This is a genomic window from Gemmiger formicilis (genome assembly GCF_016901605.1).
Taxonomy (GTDB): domain Bacteria; phylum Bacillota; class Clostridia; order Oscillospirales; family Ruminococcaceae; genus Gemmiger; species Gemmiger formicilis_B.
On the sequence record NZ_JACJKP010000056.1, the window covers coordinates 1 to 14,903 of the forward strand.

Annotated in this window: 16 protein-coding genes, 1 other RNA gene and 1 pseudogene; 5 read left to right on the top strand and 13 right to left on the bottom strand. The window is 57.0% G+C overall.

Annotation, left to right across the window (positions count from 1 at the left end; all coding sequences use genetic code 11):
• Positions 1-447: pseudogene (locus H6B10_RS06100) on the bottom strand (putative DNA modification/repair radical SAM protein); the annotation flags it as partial.
• 151 nt (positions 448-598) lie between these two features.
• The gene (locus tag H6B10_RS06105) at positions 599-1,228 is read right to left on the bottom strand and encodes a LexA family protein (RefSeq protein WP_204650699.1); all 630 of its coding nucleotides are present in this window, start codon (positions 1,226-1,228) and stop codon (positions 599-601) included.
• A gap of 255 nt (positions 1,229-1,483) precedes the next feature.
• Here H6B10_RS06105 and H6B10_RS06110 point away from each other — a divergent pair, with 255 nt between their 5' ends.
• Together H6B10_RS06110 and H6B10_RS06115 are read left to right on the top strand one after the other, a co-directional pair.
• Positions 1,484-1,753, top strand: a complete 270-nt coding sequence (locus H6B10_RS06110; protein WP_204650701.1) for a hypothetical protein — start codon at positions 1,484-1,486, stop codon at positions 1,751-1,753.
• Between the two features lie 128 nt (positions 1,754-1,881).
• Positions 1,882-2,631, top strand: a complete 750-nt coding sequence (locus H6B10_RS06115; protein ID WP_204650703.1) for a copper homeostasis protein CutC — start codon at positions 1,882-1,884, stop codon at positions 2,629-2,631.
• Positions 2,632-2,684: 53 nt separating this feature from the next.
• Here H6B10_RS06115 and H6B10_RS06120 read toward each other — a convergent pair whose 3' ends face one another.
• The 3 genes from H6B10_RS06120 to H6B10_RS06130 all read right to left on the bottom strand — a co-directional run bounded on the left by H6B10_RS06120 (position 2,685) and on the right by H6B10_RS06130 (position 4,075).
• Positions 2,685-3,473 carry a redoxin domain-containing protein gene (locus H6B10_RS06120; protein ID WP_204650705.1) on the bottom strand — a complete coding sequence of 263 codons (789 nt, stop codon included), beginning with the start codon at positions 3,471-3,473 and terminating at the stop codon, positions 2,685-2,687.
• Between the two features lie 73 nt (positions 3,474-3,546).
• Positions 3,547-3,738: non-coding RNA, 6S RNA (ssrS, locus tag H6B10_RS06125), on the bottom strand.
• Between the two features lie 10 nt (positions 3,739-3,748).
• Positions 3,749-4,075 (bottom strand): DUF1292 domain-containing protein, encoded by a 327-nt coding sequence (locus H6B10_RS06130; RefSeq protein ID WP_204650707.1) that lies wholly within the window; start codon positions 4,073-4,075, stop codon positions 3,749-3,751.
• 139 nt (positions 4,076-4,214) lie between these two features.
• On the opposite strand from H6B10_RS06130, the gene H6B10_RS06135 reads away from it, so the two are divergent.
• Positions 4,215-5,039 (top strand): peptidylprolyl isomerase, encoded by an 825-nt coding sequence (locus H6B10_RS06135; RefSeq protein WP_204650709.1) that lies wholly within the window; start codon positions 4,215-4,217, stop codon positions 5,037-5,039.
• A 94-nt stretch (positions 5,040-5,133) separates the two neighbouring features.
• Here H6B10_RS06135 and uppS read toward each other — a convergent pair whose 3' ends face one another.
• The 6 genes from uppS to eda form a co-directional block, all read right to left on the bottom strand.
• Positions 5,134-5,859, bottom strand: a complete 726-nt coding sequence (gene uppS / locus H6B10_RS06140) for a polyprenyl diphosphate synthase (protein WP_204650711.1) — start codon at positions 5,857-5,859, stop codon at positions 5,134-5,136.
• 12 nt (positions 5,860-5,871) lie between these two features.
• Positions 5,872-6,354 carry a Holliday junction resolvase RuvX gene (ruvX, locus tag H6B10_RS06145; protein ID WP_204650713.1) on the bottom strand — a complete coding sequence of 161 codons (483 nt, stop codon included), beginning with the start codon at positions 6,352-6,354 and terminating at the stop codon, positions 5,872-5,874.
• A 98-nt stretch (positions 6,355-6,452) separates the two neighbouring features.
• Complete coding sequence (locus H6B10_RS06150; protein WP_204650715.1) at positions 6,453-7,001, bottom strand: biotin transporter BioY; 549 nt, start codon at positions 6,999-7,001, stop codon at positions 6,453-6,455.
• 15 nt (positions 7,002-7,016) lie between these two features.
• Positions 7,017-8,015, bottom strand: coding sequence for a biotin--[acetyl-CoA-carboxylase] ligase (locus H6B10_RS06155; protein WP_204650717.1), 999 nt, complete (start codon positions 8,013-8,015; stop codon positions 7,017-7,019).
• 151 nt (positions 8,016-8,166) lie between these two features.
• Positions 8,167-9,192 (bottom strand): sugar kinase, encoded by a 1,026-nt coding sequence (locus H6B10_RS06160; protein ID WP_204650719.1) that lies wholly within the window; start codon positions 9,190-9,192, stop codon positions 8,167-8,169.
• A 69-nt stretch (positions 9,193-9,261) separates the two neighbouring features.
• The gene (gene eda, locus H6B10_RS06165; protein ID WP_204650721.1) at positions 9,262-10,224 is read right to left on the bottom strand and encodes a bifunctional 4-hydroxy-2-oxoglutarate aldolase/2-dehydro-3-deoxy-phosphogluconate aldolase; all 963 of its coding nucleotides are present in this window, start codon (positions 10,222-10,224) and stop codon (positions 9,262-9,264) included.
• Positions 10,225-10,522: 298 nt separating this feature from the next.
• Between eda and H6B10_RS18840 the strand changes: the two genes are divergently transcribed.
• On the top strand, positions 10,523-11,296 hold the full coding sequence (locus H6B10_RS18840) for an IclR family transcriptional regulator (protein WP_204650723.1): 774 nt from the start codon (positions 10,523-10,525) through the stop codon (positions 11,294-11,296).
• Positions 11,297-11,345: 49 nt separating this feature from the next.
• Here the strand turns inward: H6B10_RS18840 and H6B10_RS06175 are convergent, their stop codons facing one another.
• Positions 11,346-12,416 carry an alginate O-acetyltransferase AlgX-related protein gene (locus H6B10_RS06175; RefSeq protein WP_204650724.1) on the bottom strand — a complete coding sequence of 357 codons (1,071 nt, stop codon included), beginning with the start codon at positions 12,414-12,416 and terminating at the stop codon, positions 11,346-11,348.
• A gap of 16 nt (positions 12,417-12,432) precedes the next feature.
• A complete protein-coding gene (locus H6B10_RS06180) occupies positions 12,433-13,842 on the bottom strand; it encodes an MBOAT family O-acyltransferase (RefSeq protein ID WP_204650725.1) in 1,410 nt (469 codons plus the stop codon).
• Between the two features lie 199 nt (positions 13,843-14,041).
• Between H6B10_RS06180 and H6B10_RS06185 the strand changes: the two genes are divergently transcribed.
• Positions 14,042-14,903, top strand: an 862-nt coding sequence (locus H6B10_RS06185) for a hypothetical protein (protein WP_204650726.1), incomplete at its 3' end; no start/stop codon positions are given.

The following is a 14,903-nucleotide window of genomic DNA, read 5'->3' on the forward strand; positions in this document are numbered from 1 at the left end:
GGGATCGGCGCCGGGAATGGTCTTGGCATGGATGTACCCGTTAAAATGGTATTCCTGCCGCAAAATGCGCAGCGCTTCGATCATCAGTTCCATGGTGCGGTCCGGGCTGCCCAGTACGGCGCTGGACAAAAACAGACCCTCGATGTAGTTGCGGCGGTAGAAGCCGATGGTCAGATCGGCCAGCTCTCTGGGGGTAAAGGTGGCGCGGGGCCGATCATTGGAACGGCGGTTGACGCAGTAGCGGCAATCGTAGGAACAGGCGTTGGAATAAAGCACTTTGAGCAGAGATACACAGCGACCATCCGGTGTGAAAGCGTGGCAGATGCCTGCAGCGGCACAACTGCCCAGGCTGCCATGCTGGCCGGGGCGGTCCACACCGCTGGAGGTACAGGCGACATCATATTTGGCGCTATCGGCCAGGATTTCCAATTTCTCGCCCAGGTCCATAAGAAGTTCTCCTGAAAAAAGGGTATAAAAAATACAGCCCGCCGCATAAGCTTGTCTTGCAAGCATGCCGCGGGCAGCATTTTTGAAACGGATATTCAAAGTCCGTATTATCGGACAAAGACTTTGTTACAATACCATTGTCGGCACAAGGTTACCACTTGGCCTTGGTTTCCACAACCTTGCCGGCAATATAAAGGTGGTCTAATTCCTCACCCTTGATCACCAGTTCTTCATAAGCGGGGTTGAAGGGATGCAGAATCACCGAGTTGCCGCGCTGGATATACTTTTTCAGAGTGCCCTCTCCGTCGGCACCGTAGACCAGCACACCAAGATCGCCGTTGTCCAGGGTGTTCTGCCGGTGGACAAGCGCCAGATCACCATCAGAAATACGCGGTTCCATACTGTCACCCTTTACCACCAGGTAGAAATAGTTCTGCGGGTCTTTGACGCTGGCGTATTCTTTGCCGTAATCTTCCTCAAAGGCAAGGGCACCGTAACCGGCGCGGACCGTGCCCACTACGGGAATCAGACATTCCGCATACCGGCTGAAAGCATACCGGCCCACAGCAGGGGCTTCGGCAGGGCTTTTTTGCAGGCCCAGCAGCACATCGGCGGTGGTGTCCAGAATTTCAGCCAGACGTGCCACCGTCTGGGGGTCCGGGGTGGAACGGCCGGTTTCCCATTTGCCAACCGCCTGCTGTGTGACACCAAGCATACGGGAAATCTCTGCCTGGCTGTATTTTTTGGCCTTGCGGGCTTCTTTTAAGCGTTCTGCAAACATGGTCGCGCTCCTTTATATATAACAAGGTAAAGAAAGAGGGAGTGCCGGACGGTACATTCCTGTTTGTTACATTCATTATACAACCGGTTGTGACCTTTGTAAAGAGAAAATCCAAAAATAAATCTAAAAAAGGTTGTTAAAATTGCTTGACAACAACTCAAAGTAGTATTATAGTAAAACCAACAAACAACAACTAGTTGTTTATGCGGCAATTGCGGACAAAACAGCTCGATCAGATAGAAGGAGGAACTGGCGATGAAACACGAGTGGATCAAGGCGTTGGTAGGAAAATTGGCGGCGACGGGCACGATGCTGTTGTTTTTGGTGTTGGTACCGGCTGCGGCTGCCGGTTCGCTGCCCTTGTGGGCTGTCCTTCTGTTGGGAGGATCGGGTGTGCTGCTTTTGAATGCGGCGTGCGGTGTATTGCTGTCCGAAGAAGAAAAAGCGCAGCCGGAGTATCTGCTGCCGGGTGAAGCGATGCAACCGGTGTCGCTGCGGGTGGTCCGTGGAAATCGGGCGGCGTGAACTTGGCGTACCCTCGCGTATGTGCGAGTGTTGCATATAACACCATAATCCCCGGGCGCTTTGTGTGTCCGGGGGTTGTTGTATCGTGCGGTTGTGTGGTACAATGCCACAAAAGGAGCGTGGCATCAATGAAACGGATTCTGGAAGTTTGTGTAGACAGTCTGGCTTCGGCCAAGGCAGCGCAGCAGGGAGGCGCCGATCGCCTGGAACTGTGCAGTGCACTTACGGTGGGCGGGTTAAGCCCCTACTGCGAATTGCTGCAGCAGATCAAAGCAGAATGCGATCTGCCGGTTCGCTGCCTGATGCGTCCGCGTCCAGGCGATTTTTTGTATGCGGAGGAAGAACTGGACCTGTTGTGTGCGCAGATCCGGCATCTGCGTCAGGCGGGCGCGGACGGTTTTGTACTGGGTGTGCTGACGCCGGAAGGGGAACTGGACGAGCTGGCCATGGAGCGGCTTCTGGAACCCTGTGACGGACTGCCGATGACCCTGCACCGTTGCATCGATGTATCCCGGGACCCGGTTGCAACCTATGCTGCAGCTACAAAATTGGGGCTGGATACTGTGTTGACCAGCGGTGCTGCTGCTTCCTGCTCGGCAGGTGTGGATGTGCTGGCTCGTCTGCTGCAGCTGCGGGATACGACCGGCGGACCCGAGGTATTGATCGGAGCCGGCGTGGATGCCGGTGTAATCACCCGGCTGCGCAGTCTTCTGCCGCAGGCGCGTGCGTTCCACATGAGCGGGAAAATGCTGGTGGAGAGTGGTATGCAGTTCCGCCGGGAAGGGGTCCCCATGGGGCTGCCCGGATTGGATGAATGGCATATCCAGCAAACCAACGATGCCGCGGTGGTTGCGGCCAGAAAAGCGCTGGATGCATAACAAAAACCTCGCCGCATGAAAATGCGGCGAGGTTTTTGTTTACCTGCAAAGGTTCAATCGTCATCATAGGGATCGTCAAACAGACTGACCACCGAAGTCTTGGCAAGGTCGGGGGAGCCGTATTCCCGGATAGGTTCCACCGGCATGAAATCATCTGTAGGTACCGGACGGCGACGGCCATGGTGAGAACGGCGCTGGGGCAAGTCCTGGGAAGGCGTACTGTAATCCGGGCGGGATTCTCTGCGGGAAGAAATCTGCTGAAATGCTTCCGGTTCAATATCCGGTACGTCGGGTGTCAGATCCAGTTCTTCCAGCAGACTCTGCATAGCGGCGCAGTCCTCGGGAACATCGGTCAGACTGGCCCCATAGTGGCTGAACAGAACAGTGCCGTCCCGGTCCAGAATCAGGGTCAAGGGCAGCTGCTGGGGCGCTCCTTTGGCGGCACGGTAACCTTGCTTTTTGGCTTCCCGCAAAATGCGCCATCCTTCCAGAGAATAGGTCATCAAGGTGCTGCTGTTCTGGGGAATTTCCAGATAGTCATACAGTACACCATCGGCGTCGCACAGCAGGGGGTAGGGCAGTGTATCGGCGTGAATGCTGTGGGACAGCTTATCCGCCCGCGAACGTACCACCAGTGCCATGCCGCCGTCACGCAAAGCGCCGTGGGTGGCAGCATAGCGGCTTGCAAAAGTGCGGGTAATGGGATGCCCGAAATTGGCCATGAACACCAGGACCAAGGGACTTTTGGCAGCCAGTAGATCCCGGAAACGGTTCTGGGCGCTGTAAGGGGTATCATATAAAAAGAAGGGGAGCTTGTCCCCGACAGAAATTTTTCCTGCCATAACGGCTCACCCTTTCTTTTCTGTTTCACCCAAAAACCCGGACAGGGAAGAACCCGTCCGGGTGAAATGTCGAAAAAACCCCGCTTGGCCGTCTGCAACCAATCAAAACCTACCGGTACAGGCAGGTGGGTGCCCTACGGGCATGTTCGCGCTCCCTTCTTCCGCCGAGGCGGGAGGTCTGCGTTCCGATGCCCAACGCGGGCTCCCAATATTTGATTAGTAGGATTCTATAAAGGCTGCAACAAATCGCACCGCGCAGGGTGAAGTACGAAAACTCAGTCCAATTCGGAATCGTCGATGTCGTACATGGCACGCAGACGTTCCTCGAAAACCTTGCCGACAGTCAGCAGTTCTTCGTCATCGTCCACAATGTCCATATATTCGCCTTCGTCATCGGTACCGATGCGCATCAGGATCAGTTCGGCATCTTCCTGCAGGCTGGCGGGGTCTTCCTGATAGGGAATGACAGCCAGATAGCGGGTGCCGTTGACCTCGGTGGCATCAATGACTTCGAAGGTGACTTCCTGCCCGTCTTCATCTTCCAGAGTCAAAAGATCGGGCGTGGCTTCTTCCAGCATTTCGGGGCTCAGTTCGTCAGACATGATCGTCCCTCCTGTGAATGGAATTTTTACTGCCTATAGTGTACCCTTTTTTTTCGTATACGTCAAGGGTGTTCATGGGGCGCAAAGTGTGGTATACTATGAATAATTAGAAAATTTTGCAACCCCGGGAGGACCCGTTATGAAGAAAACCGTCTGTGTGGTACTGGCGCTGTTGCTGGCACTGCTGTGTGGCTGCGGGGGCAGCAAAAAGGCAGCGCCCACGCGGGGGGAAGTTACCAGTGAGGAGCGGCAGTTTGCTGCCCCGGCTGACGGTGACCTGATTGCTATTTTTACCACCAACCTGGGTGAGGTGCGTGCGGTGTTGTACCCCGATGCCGCTCCCATGGCCGTTTACAATTTTGTGGGACTGGCACGTACCGGCTACTATAATAATACGGTGATCTGGCGCAGCCAGTACGGGTTTGCGGTTCAGGGCGGGGATGCCACCGGGACTGGTACAGGCGGTTCCACTATCTGGAGCAATAATCCCTATCCGCTGGAAGCGGATGCCAACCTGAAGCATTACGCAGGAGCACTGTGTGCGGCGTTTGCATCGGGAGGCGACGTCACCGGGGGCAACAGCCAGTTCTATTTTGTGACGGCGCTGCCGGACAGCGTTGACCAGACGCAGCAGGAACAGCTGGCGCAGAACGGATACAGCGAATCCCAGATTGCGGCCTATGCCGCAGCGGGCGGGCTACCTTATCTGGATAACACCGACACAGTCTTTGGTCAGGTCTACCAGGGCATGGATGTTGTGGATGCCATGGCCTGTGTGGATACCCAGCAGGACGAGGAAGGCAACGATACCTGGCGCCCCATCGAGGAAAATACCATCACCATCGAGAGCGTGACCATTTCCACCTATCCGGGCCCCACCGCGGAAGAACTGGCCGCACAAAGCGAGAGCAGCGATGCGGCAGCCTCGGAGTCGGCAAGCACCGACGGTGAAGCAGTAGGCTGATGAACCCCTGCTAACCATAGAATATGCAAAAAACACCCTGTAAACCATTGGCGGTTTAGCCAAAGTTTACAGGGTGCTTTTGGTTTTGTTGCTGTTATTTTTTGGTATTGCCACCCATGCGGCGGTCACGACGGGCGTATTCATCCAACGCCTGATCAAAACATTCCTTGGTAAAGTCGGGGAAGAGCACCGGCGTGAAATAGAACTCGGCATAGGCGCACTGCCACAGCAGGAAGTTGGAAAGCCGCTCTTCGCCGCTGGTGCGGATCATCAGGTCCACCGGGGGCAGCTGACGGTACAGGTGGTTCTCAATGGTCTTTTCGTCTATGTCGCCGGGATTCAGGGTACCGGCCTGTACTTCCCGGGCAATTCCGCGGACAGCATCGGTCAATTCGGCGTGGCTGCCATAGTTCAGGCAGAAATTGACAATGCCCTTTTTGTTGTCCTTGGTCAGGTCCATCATATAATCCATGGCATCCAGCACCCGCTGCTGCAGACCTTCGCGGCGGCCGCTGAACAGAACCTGGCAGCCGCGCTCGTTCATCTCGTCGGCAATGGTGCGGAAGTTGTTGGCAAACAGGTCCATCAGGTAGCCCACTTCTTTGGCGTCGCGGGCAAAATTCTCGGTAGAAAATACGTACAGGGAAAGTACATGAACGCCCCGGTCACCTACGGCGTAACGGGTGATCTCTTTCAGGCGGTCAAAACCGGCTTTGTGGCCGAAGCTGGCCGGCAGCATGCGCTGGCGCGCCCAACGGCGGTTGCCATCCACAATGATGGCGGCATGGGTCGGAATACGGGAAGCGGTTTCGGTGGACATGGCGGAACTCCTTTATTGTGAAACTTTCGAATCTTCGGGTGGCTGCGGAACCAACTGTTCCGGCGGTTCCTCTCCGGGATGATGGCTGCGCCAGTTGAGAAAACTTTCCAGGATCACCGCGGCAGAAACAGAATCCAGCCGTTCCTTCCGCTTCTGGCCGAAGGTGTCGTTATCGGCCAGGATCGCGGCTGCCGAAACAGTGGTACGGCGTTCATCCCACAAAACCACAGGATACCCGGCAGCGTTGGCAAGGCGTTGGGCAAAACGGCGGCTTTTGGCAGCGCGGGAACCTTCGGTTCCGTCCATGTTTTTGGGCAGGCCGCAGACAATGCCTTCAGCACCGCGTGCTGCGGCAACCTGTACCACGGCGGCCGCCACTTTGTTCATGCTCTTTTCTTCGATCTGCGGGGTGATGGGGCTGGTAATTGTCTCGGACGCATCACAGCCGGCAAGCCCGGTGCGTGCGTCGCCGTAGTCAACGGCAAGCCATTTCATCGGCGGTTCTCCTTTGTTTGCTGGTTTGGGTTCAGTATAACACGTTTGGCAACACAACGCAAACAAAAACCGCCCCGGAGGGCGGTGGCGAAAATTTATTACAGCAAGCTGTGAGGCAGGCGACGATCCAGCTGAATGGTCAGCAGGGCAGCCAGCGCGATTTTGGCGGCATCAGCCGGCAGATAAGGCAGCACACACAAGGTAAGAGAAGTAAGCAGAGAGCTGTGGGTCAGGAACATAAACCAGAGGGTGCCCAGTGCATAGCAGGCCAGGCAGCCCACGGCCATGGCCAGGCACAGCGGCCAGAAGCGGCGTCCCAGCAACTGGGCCAGCACGCCGGTGAGCAGTGCGGTAAGAATATACCCTACAGCGTAGCCGCCGGTTTTGCCAAAGATGGCAGCCGGACCGCCCTGAAATCCGGCCAGAACAGGAACACCGATGGCGGCCAGCGCTACATAAACGGCCAGGCTGGCAGTGCCCCAGATGGGCCCCAGCATGCTGCCCGCCATGCAGGCGGCAAAGACAGCCAGATTGATGGGGACGCCCCAGGGCATGGGAATGGCGATCTGACTGCAAACGGCAGCCAACGCCGCAAAGAGCGCGCACAAAACCAGACGACGGACACGCAGGGAAGAAGCGGTATGCATACAAAAAACTTCCTTTCAACGATGAATGGGATTTTTGGCGGGAACGATCTGGACTTCGCCGCTGCTCAAGGGAACAATGGCGGTACCGCCGTCAGGCTGTACAAGAAGCCGGCACTCTTCGTCCACGCCCAGCACGGTGGCACCGTAAGCATCGGAACGTCCGGGCCTTACTTCCACATGGAGACCCGGCAGGGCTTGTCGGGCCAGATAATCGGGCAGGAAATCCCGACGGCGACCGCTGCGGTAAAGCGGCCAGAAAGCATTGAGAAAAGCGGCAGCCAGCCGGGCACGGGCACCGGCGGGGGGAACGGCATCAAACAGACTGCCGGCGATGCCTTCCAGTTCCGGCGGCCATCCGTTTAGCGGCGGAACCAGATTGAATCCGGGCCCGACAATGGCATACTCCAGCAATCCGGATTCTACATCCATGGAAGCTTCTGTCAGGATGCCGCAGACCTTTTTGCCGTCTTTCCACAGGTCATTGACCCATTTGATCTGAAAGGGGGAGCCACACAAAGTTTCACAGGCACGGGCCGCCGCCACGGCGGCCATGGCGGTAAGATAGACCGACTGCCGGATGCTGAATTCGGGACGCAGCAGCAGGCTCATGTACAGTCCCCCGGGTGGAGAGAAAAAGCTGCGGCCGCTGCGCCCTCTGCCGGCAGATTGTGCCTGGGCAATCAGAACCAACCCCTCAGGCGCCTGTTGGGCGGCACGGACGCGCAAAGCAGCGTTGGTGCCGGGCAGGCGGTCACAGACTTCTATATGCAGGGCCCGGGCAACTTCCGGTTCCAGCAGAGCGGCAACAGCGTCGGCGTGCAGAATGTCGGCATTGGCCGGCAGGGCGTAGCCCCGGTTGGTCACAGCCTGGATGGGCACACCATCCGCCCGCAGGCCAGCAACGGCCTTCCAGACGGCTGTGCGGCTTACCTGCAGCCGGTCGGCCAGTTCCTGCCCGGAAAGATAACGCCCGTGAGCGGCTTCCAGTGCTGCCAGCACCTGTGCTTTGACCAAAACCATCCCTCCTTTACCGCAGTACGGTATCAGTATAGTGTTCAGCTTGCCGGAATGTCAACGCAAAAGGGAGATAAGGGTTGACAATTGAAACAAAAAAGAAGAGATCCGCAAATGCGGACCTCTTCGGGAAAAAGCAATGGAAGAAAAATCAGCGCTGGATACGGCCGGAACCGTCGCCGCCGGCGAGCTTCTCAACTTCGGCCACGGTGACCATGTTGTAGTCGCCCTCGATGGAGTGCTTCAGGGCAGAAGCAGCCACGGCGAACTCCACGGCATCCTGGGTGCTCTTGCCGGACAGCAGAGCGTAGATCAGGCCGCCGCCAAAGCTGTCACCGCCGCCAACGCGGTCGATGATGTGCAGGTCGTACTTCTTGCTGAAGCAGTACTCGTTGGAAGCAACGTCGTAGAGCATAGCGCTCCAGCCGTTGTCAAAGGCGGAATGGCTCTCACGCAAGGTGATGGCGACCTTCTCAAAGCCGAACTTGTCAGCCAGCTGCTTGGCAACGCTCTTGTAGCCCTCGCGGTTGATCTCACCGGCGTAGATGTCGGTAGCTTCGGCCTCGATGCCGAACACGTCCTTGGCATCCTCCTCGTTGGAGATGCAGACGTCCACGTACTGGCACAGGTCGGTCATGGCGGCGCGGGCCTCTTCACGGGTCCACAGCTTGCCGCGGTAGTTCAGGTCGCAGCTGATCTTCACGCCATGAGCCTTGGCAGCCTTGCAGGCTTCGCGGCAGATGTCCACCACGTTGGGGCCCAGGGCCGGGGTGATGCCGGTGAAGTGGAACCAGTCGGCACCCTCAAAGATGGCATCCCAGTCAAAGTCGGCAGTGTTGGCTTCCTGAATGGCGGAGTGAGCACGGTCGTAAATGCAGACGGAACCACGCTGAGAAGCGCCCTTCTCATTGAAGTAGATGCCCACACGGTCACCGCCGCGGGTGATCTTGGAGGTGTCGACACCGTAACGGCGCAGGCTGTTCACAGCCGCCTGGCCAATGGCATGAGCGGGCAGCTTGGTCACGTAGACGGCATCGGCGCCATAGTTGGCCAGAGAAACGGCCACGTTGGCTTCGCCGCCGCCGAAGGAGAATTCGAGGTGGTCAGCCTGAACAAAACGCTCGTAGTTGTACGGCTGCAGACGGATCATCAGTTCGCCAAAAGTAACGACTTTCATGAAGAAGCTCCTTTATACAGTTGTATAGTTATATTTTTTGCAAAACACGTTTTTGGGGGGGCGGTGCAATCAGCGCTGCACCAGGTGGATGGCAAAGCCGGCGACTTCATCGGCCATGTAGATGGCGATGGTCTTGCCGTCCTTGACGTTCTTGCTGTCCATATCGAACTTGACGCCGCGGCGGCCCAGGTGATAGATGGCACGGTCGACGTTGTTGGTCAGGATAGCAATGTGGCCGTGGGTGCCGCGGCCCGGCTTCTTCATGATCTCGAATTCCTTCTTGCCCACGAAGATGCTGCTGTTGCCCGGCTTTACAGCCATGCTCAGCAGGCTGGCGATGGTCTCGGCAGTCTTGGCAGCCTCGGCCTCGTCGGCACAGTTGATGCCGATGTGGCCCAGCTCCAGGCCCAGCATGGTGTCAACGGCTTCGCGGCTCATGGCCGTGATCTCATCCCAGGCACCGGCCTTGATCTTGTCGCTCTTGCACATCCAGGTGCCGCCCACGGCAACGATCTGGTTGTAGCCCAGGTAGTTGTTGACGTTCTTGGCGTTGACGCCGCCGGTGCACATCCACTTGCAGGTCTTCAGGGCAGCGCCGATGTTTTTCAGCATGTCCACGCCGCCGTTGGCCTCGGCCGGGAAGAACTTGATGACTTCGCAGCCCATGTTCATGGCCTGCTGCATCTCGCCGGCGGTGGCGGTACCGGGCATCATGATGCCGCCCTTGTCGATAACGTGCTGGCAAACCTGGGGGTCAAAACCCGGCGCAACGATGAAGGAAGCACCGGCAGCCATGGCACGGTCAGCCTGATCGATGGTCAGGACAGTGCCGGCGCCCAGCAGCATATCGGGCAGTTCTTCGTGAATCTTCTTGATGCACTCTTCGGCACAGGCGGTGCGGAAGGTGACTTCGGCAGCGGGCAGGCCGCCGTCCATCAGGGCTTTGCACAGGGGCAGAGCCTCATCCACGCTGTTGAAAGCAATGACCGGAATAATGCCGATCTCGTACACACGCTGTAAAACAGAATTCATAGCAATTCTCCTTCACTTGTTCGGTGCGCAGCCCTTCCGGGCGGGACCCGTTACCTGGCCGCGCACTGGTTTACTGTAATTATATCGAGCGCCGCGGTGGCCGTCAATCGGGCAAATTATACAGCAATCCGCACATTTTTTTTGGTGTTAGCGCCAAGAATTCCGCGATTCGGCATGGACCTTGCAAAAATTCGCAATCCCTGTTATAATCGTTCCATATTGTGGAACAACGGCTCTCGGAAGGCGGAAATTCCGAAAATATGAACAATTTGTTAATTTTTGAAAAAGAGGGGATTTTGTGGCGGAAAAAAGTGGTGTGCAAAGTGTAGAACGTATTTTTGCGTTGATCGAACAGCTGGCGGCGCATCCCAAAGGGGCCAGCCTGCAGCGCCTGGCCCAGGAAACGGAACTGGCCAAAAGTACCGTACACCGCCTGCTGGCAAGCCTGGTGGGCCTGGGGTATGTGGTACAGGATGAAACAAACGGAAAATATCGCCTGACATTAAAGATGTTTGAGCTGTCCAGCGGCATCGTCAATAGTATGGACATTATGGGCGTTGCCAAAGCACATCTGGAACGTTTGGCCCAGCGCACCGGCGAAGCGGTTCACCTTGTGATCCGGGATGGGCAGGATATTGTCTACATCTATAAAACGGAAAACGGTCCCATGCGGATGTCCAGCCGGGTGGGGCTTCGCAGTCCGCTGTATTGTACCGGGGTGGGCAAGGCCATTCTGGCAACCCTGCCGCCGGAGGATGTGGCGCAGATCTGGGCACACAGCCATCCGCAGAAGCTGACGGTACGTACGGTGGAGGATCTGCCTCATTTGCAGGAACAGCTGGAACAGGTACGCACCAACGGCTATGCCATTGATGATGAGGAAAATGAACTGGGAGTGCGGTGTGTGGCTGTGGCCATTCCCGGTCCCGACGGGCGTGCGGAAAGTGCTTTTTCTATCAGTGGCCTGACACCCTACATGACACCGGAACGCATCCGTCGGATTGCAGCCATGGCGCTGGATTCCCGCACGGATATTCTGGCAGATCTGGGCCTTGTGCAGCGGACCGAATAAACGGAATAACAGAAAACCGGCTCCCTTTGAGAAAAGGGAGCCGGTTTTTTTACCCGCTGTAAAAGTTGCTCAGGATGGAAAGCATGGTGTCCAGACTGCGTTCGTTGAATTCCAGAATCAGGATATCACAGCCGGGCTGGTCCACAATGGCCCGATCAAAGGTGTCGATATGTTCGCGCCAACAACCCGCAAAGCGTGCTTCCAGGTAAGGCATATAATACTCGCTGAAAGAATCGCCGATCACCCGGACCACACGGTCGTCTTTTTCAAACAGCGTATCGTACCCGGGTACTTCGTAGGTGGTTTCCGGCGGCAGTACGGCGTACAGCGCTGCCACGTTGGCCATATCACCGGTGGTGGTGCCGCTGGGACTGACGGGATATTCTTCCGGTGCCAGTGTCGGCATACCCAGCGCTTCAAAAATACCGTCCAGCCCGATCAGTGCCCCCACGGAATTCCAGTGGGTGTCGGTCTTGTAGTACAAAAGCCGCTCCGGATGGAGTTTGGCCTGGCTGCGCAGGGTTTCATATTCCCATACCACCGGTACCGTGGTGTGGGATTCCAGGTATTCCGCCATGCGGTCGGTGCGGTTTTCCTCATTGATGATGGGATAGCCGTCGGGCATGTATTCGCGGTAGATGCGGTCTTTGCTGGGGGTCAGGTCCAGGACCAGCGTGCAGCCGTTTTCGGCCAGATCGTCGTTCAGAATCTGCAGGGCGGCACTGGCATGGGCCAGAGTCTCATCGCTGTCATGTACATCGGTCAGGCCCTGATAGTTGGCCACAGGCTGGGCTGCGGTGGGGCCATCCTTGTAAAACAGCCAGCCGTCCTTGCCCGGCAATACCTGGTCGCTTTGGCTGGTGCCGAACAGTTTGTAGTCCAGCCCGGCATTGAGCAGCACAAACTGGTAACGGAAGGGGGAGTTGTCCACAAAGAAATTGTCCAGATTTTTGCTGAGTTCCCGCAGCGGACTTTGCAATACCTGGGGCAGGCCGGTCATGAGACGGTTTTCGTGGCTGTCCATGGACAGCTGCTTGGAAAAGATGTTGAACACGGGAAAGGAAAGGCCCAGAACCGCACAGAACAGAATAATAAAAAGGGTTTGCGCTATTTTTTTCATAATAGATGCGGCCTCCTCAGAACTGGAAATAGATAAATGCGCTGTAGGTTCCGGCAGTTACCCGCATCAGGTCCAGGAACAGCAGTACCATCAGGCCGGCCATCATAACAAGGCCGGGCGATTTTTTGGTGTATAGGGCTTCTTTCAGGCGGGGGAACAGGGCCTGCACGGGGCCGCACAGCAGCACCGCGCCCAACAGGATCAGCAACAGTTTCAAATCGGCAAAAGCCGCCAGGGTGTACCCCGGTTCGCCGCTTTGCCAGTGGAAGATGCCGCCAATCGCCGCCAGTCCCTGCTGCAGACCCGGCGCGCCGAAGATAATCAGCGTTAACCACAGAACGGCTACCGTATACAGGTGCCGCAGCAAGGCGGGCAATTTTTCCAGCAGGCTGCGCAGTCCCAGCCGTTCAAGGCACAGCAGCAGACCATGGAGCAGACCGAACACCACATATTGCCAGGCGGCACCATGCCACAGTCCGGTCAGGACAAAGACGATCACCAGGTTCCGGCAGGTACGGGCCAGACTGCAGCGGCTGCCGCCCAGGGGAATGTACAGGTAATCCCGGAACCAGCTGGACAGCGAAATATGCCAGCGGCGCCAGTATTCGCCCACGCTTTGGGACAAGTAGGGATAATTGAAGTTTTCGGGCAGTTCCAGACCAAAAAAGCAGCCGATGCCGATGGCCATATCGCTGTAACCGGAAAAGTCAAAATACAATTGCAGCATGTAGGCAACGTAGCCCAGCACCAGAATGGGGGCAGGCAGCGTTTCGGCCGGGACGGAAACAACCCGCTGATAGATCAGTGCCAGCTGGTCGGCAATCAGGGCTTTTTTGGAAAGGCCAAAGATAAACCGTTTGATGCCGTAGCAAAAGCGTTCGGCCGTCACGCGGCGGGCTTCACCCCGGGGGTCCAGCTGGGGAAGCTGCTGCCCATACCGCACAATGGGGCCGGAAGGGCCATGTCCAAAGAAAGCCAGAAATACAAAGAAGCGAAGCGGACTGCGGGCCGGGACTACGCGCCCGGCGGCTACGTCAACGCAGTAGCCGATGGCGGTGAATACATAAAAACTGATGCCCAGCGGCAATGCCGGCGAGAGAATGGGCAGCAAGCCGGGAAACAAAGCGTCCACGCTTTGGGCCACAAATCCCGCATATTTAAACAGACCCAGAACGCCCAGGTCGGCCAGCACCAAAAGGGCTAGAAGCGGTTTTTTGCGGGGAATACGTTCCAATACCAGGGCGCCCGCCCAGTTCAATGCCGCCAGCCCTACCAGGATAGCCGCCCCCCGCAGGCCGGCCCAGGCAAAGAAAAGCAGGCTGAAAGCACACAGTACCGCGTTGCGCAGCTGTTTGGGAAGAATATAATACACAGCCAGTGCCAAAGGTAAAAATACAAAAATAAATTGAACCGAAGAAAATGCCATACAGTTGCTCCGCATCTTTCATAAAAATTTTACATCTGTTTCCATTATACGGCCTGTGCCGCCATTCGGCAAGGTTCGTTTCGACAGATTTATGCATTTTTTTTGCAAAAGCGATGTAAGCGGGCGGGGGACGAACCGTAGACAATCGCTGTAAAACTGCTTATAATAGGAATATATCGTGGGAGAGGAGGGCCGTACGATGGAAAACCTGATTTTTGGTGCGTTTGCCACCCTGGAAGGCTATCGGGAAGGCGACGCGGCCAATCTGGGTCGTGCGGTGTATGACCGCTGTACGGTGGTGGCTTTGTGCAGTGCCAAAGCACAGAATCCAGCCTGCACGGTGGCTTTGGTGACCAACGCGCCGCCGCCCCAGCCGTATCTGGGTCAGCTGACCGCTGCCGGAGTGGAAATCTGGGATTGCCCCTTTGATGCATTTCGCGTCCCGGCGGATACCAACTGGGCATTGGCTTACTATAAATTGTGTGCCATGGATTGGGTGCTGACCCACCGGGATTTTGCCCGGGCCGCTATGGTGGACCTGGATACATACAGCCAGTATCCGTTGGATGACCTTTGGCGGGAGGCAGATGAGGCGGTACTGCTGTATCAGGTGCCCCATGCCGCCAGCCAGGGAATGGCGCAGGCTATCTCTCAAATGTATGATGCGGTTACCCCGCAGGGTGCCCCCCACACGCTGACCCACTTCGGTGGTGAACTGGTGGCGGGCAGCAAGGCGCGGCTGCAGGTGTTTCTGCAGCAATGTCGTGCGTATTTCGCGGCGCTGCAACAGGCAGGCATTACCCCCAAAGAAGGGGATGAGGCCATCTGGTGCGGGGCCGCGTACCGCAGCCTGCAGGAAGGGCAGCCGGTACGGGCGGCCAACGCGTACATTTTCCGCTACTGGCTGGGGGGGCGATTCTATTTTGTATCGACCAATTATGTGCTGGACCCGGTCTGTATCCTGCATTTGCCGGGCGCAGCCAAGGACCGGCAGCTGAAACTGATTTACCGCCGGTATACCCAAAATGGCAGTTTCCCGCCACCGGCCAAAGTTCATCGGC

What these genes read in the sequence shown, in the direction of transcription:
- eda (WP_204650721.1), bottom strand. Translation starts at nt 10,224, where the DNA reads ATGAATTCTGTTTTACAGCGTGTGTACGAGATCGGCATTATTCCGGTC.
- H6B10_RS06130 (WP_204650707.1), bottom strand. Translation starts at nt 4,075, where the DNA reads ATGTCTGACGAACTGAGCCCCGAAATGCTGGAAGAAGCCACGCCCGAT.
- H6B10_RS06105 (WP_204650699.1), bottom strand. Translation starts at nt 1,228, where the DNA reads ATGTTTGCAGAACGCTTAAAAGAAGCCCGCAAGGCCAAAAAATACAGC.
- H6B10_RS06175 (WP_204650724.1), bottom strand. Translation starts at nt 12,416, where the DNA reads ATGAAAAAAATAGCGCAAACCCTTTTTATTATTCTGTTCTGTGCGGTT.
- H6B10_RS06115 (WP_204650703.1), top strand. Translation starts at nt 1,882, where the DNA reads ATGAAACGGATTCTGGAAGTTTGTGTAGACAGTCTGGCTTCGGCCAAG.
- H6B10_RS06135 (WP_204650709.1), top strand. Translation starts at nt 4,215, where the DNA reads ATGAAGAAAACCGTCTGTGTGGTACTGGCGCTGTTGCTGGCACTGCTG.
- uppS (WP_204650711.1), bottom strand. Translation starts at nt 5,859, where the DNA reads ATGTCCACCGAAACCGCTTCCCGTATTCCGACCCATGCCGCCATCATT.
- H6B10_RS06160 (WP_204650719.1), bottom strand. Translation starts at nt 9,192, where the DNA reads ATGAAAGTCGTTACTTTTGGCGAACTGATGATCCGTCTGCAGCCGTAC.
- H6B10_RS06180 (WP_204650725.1), bottom strand. Translation starts at nt 13,842, where the DNA reads ATGGCATTTTCTTCGGTTCAATTTATTTTTGTATTTTTACCTTTGGCA.
- H6B10_RS06150 (WP_204650715.1), bottom strand. Translation starts at nt 7,001, where the DNA reads ATGCATACCGCTTCTTCCCTGCGTGTCCGTCGTCTGGTTTTGTGCGCG.
- H6B10_RS06120 (WP_204650705.1), bottom strand. Translation starts at nt 3,473, where the DNA reads ATGGCAGGAAAAATTTCTGTCGGGGACAAGCTCCCCTTCTTTTTATAT.
- H6B10_RS06110 (WP_204650701.1), top strand. Translation starts at nt 1,484, where the DNA reads ATGAAACACGAGTGGATCAAGGCGTTGGTAGGAAAATTGGCGGCGACG.
- ruvX (WP_204650713.1), bottom strand. Translation starts at nt 6,354, where the DNA reads ATGAAATGGCTTGCCGTTGACTACGGCGACGCACGCACCGGGCTTGCC.